This window comes from bacterium, from assembly GCA_008933615.1.
Classification (GTDB): domain Bacteria; phylum CLD3; class CLD3; order SB21; family SB21; genus SB21.
The window spans coordinates 1-2,135 of record WBUR01000090.1; the positions used below are offsets into that span (position 1 = coordinate 1).

1 rRNA gene is annotated in these 2,135 nt (G+C 47.1%); it reads left to right on the plus strand.

The window, feature by feature from the left end:
* Positions 1-98: 98 nt before the first annotated feature.
* Positions 99-2,135, plus strand: a 23S ribosomal RNA gene (locus F9K33_16505); the annotation flags it as partial.

Genomic DNA, 2,135 nt, shown 5'->3' on the forward strand with positions numbered 1-2,135 from the left:
GATCTTTGACACGATGAAAAGAAAAGAAAGCAAAATAGAAAGCAACTAAAGGTTTAGCTCTTTTTTCAGCAATGAAAGATGAGCTATAAAACGATATAATAAAAGAAAAAAGCAAAATAAGAGCGAACGGTGGATGCCTAGGCTCTGGGAGGCGATGAAGGACGTGATAAGCTGCGATAAGCTTCGGGTAGGTGCAAATAACCATTGATCCGGGGATTTCCGAATGGGGCAACCCAATACAGTGAAGCTGTATTATTCCATGTTATATGGAAGGCGAACGAGGGGAACTGAAACATCTAAGTACCCTTAGGAGAAGAAAACAAAAGTGATTCCGCAAGTAGTGGCGAGCGAACGCGGAATAGCCCAAACCAATGATGTAGCAATGCATTATTGGGGTTGTAGGACTGCGATATAAAAGAAGTAAATGAATTAGAAGTGCGTTGGAAAGCGCCCCAGTATACGGTGATAGGCCGGTATAAGTAAGTTTACGATTTTTAGCAGTATCCTGAGTAGCGCGGGACACGAGAAATCCTGTGTGAATCCGGCGGGACCATCCGCTAAGGCTAAATACTCCCCAGAGACCGATAGTGAACCAGTACCGTGAGGGAAAGGTGAAAAGTACTTCGAACAGAAGAGTGAAATAGACCCTGAACCCGTTCGCTTACAAGCGGTCGGAGCAGCTTTGTGCTGTGACGGCGTGCCTTTTGCATAATGAACCTACGAGTTACTCTCACTGGCAAGGTTAAGGTCTTCAGGACCGTAAGCCGAAGCGAAAGCGAGTCTTAACAGGGCGCTATAAGTCAGTGTGAGTAGACGCGAAACCAAGTGATCTACCCTTGAGCAGGTTGAAGTTTGGGTAACACCAAATGGAGGACCGAACTGTTTGACGTTGAAAAGTCTTCGGATGACTTGAGGGTAGGGGTGAAAGGCTAATCAAACTTGGAGATAGCTCGTACTCCCCGAAATGCATTTAGGTGCAGCCTTTAGATAGTTTATAAGAGGTAGAGCGACTGATTGGATGCGAGGGTTTCACCGCCTATCAAGTCCTGACAAACTCCGAATGCTTATAAATATTTCTGAGGAGTGAGGGCGCGGGTGCTAAGGTCCGCGTCCGAGAGGAAAAGAATCCAGACCACCGGCTAAGGTCCCCAAATATATGCTAAGTTGAATTAACGAGGTCGAACTGCACAGACAGCTAGGATGTTGGCTTGGAAGCAGCCATTCATTTAAAGAGTGCGTAACAGCTCACTAGTCGAGCGGTTTGGCATGGATAATAATCGGGCATAAGCATATTACCGAAGCCGTGGGATCTATAAATTAGATCGGTAGGGGAGCATTCCAGTACAGCGTAGAAGGTTTAAGGATAACTTAGACTGGAGCGGCTGGAAAAGCAAATGTAGGTATAAGTAACGATAAGGAGGGCGAGAAACCCTCCCGCCGGAAGACTAAGGATTCCTGATCAACGCTAATCGGATCAGGGTTAGTCGGGGCCTAAGGTATAGCCGACAGGCGAAGCCGATGGAAGAACAGGTTAATATTCCTGTACTACGCTATGGAGTGATGTGGGGACGGAGAAGTGACAGTCCTGCCTGGTGACGGAATACCAGGTTGAAGGGTGTAGATATTGAGGGGGGTAGGCAAATCCGCTCCCTGAGTCGAACCTGAAAGTACCGTGCGTACTTGTACAAACGGATATGGATGTAAACAGGCTCCCAAGAAAAACCGCTAAACGCTAATTCATAGTGTACCCGTACTACAAACGGACACACGTGGTCAAGTAGAGAATACTAAGGCGCTCGAGTGAATCACAGCTAAGGAACTAGGCAAAATAGTCTCGTAACTTCGGGAAAAGAGACGCTTCCTCCAGTTGATGGAGAAGCCGCAGAGAAATGGCCCAGGCGACTGTTTAACAAAAACATAGGGCTTTGCAAATTCGAAAGAAGAAGTATAAGGCCTGACACCTGCCCGGTGCTGGAAGGTTAAGAGGAGATGTTATTCGCAAGGAGAAGCATTGAATTGAAGCCCCAGTAAACGGCGGCCGTAACTATAACGGTCCTAAGGTAGCGAAATTCCTTGTCGGGTAAGTTCCGACCTGCACGAATGGTGTAACGATCTGGGCACTGTCTCAGCTGTGA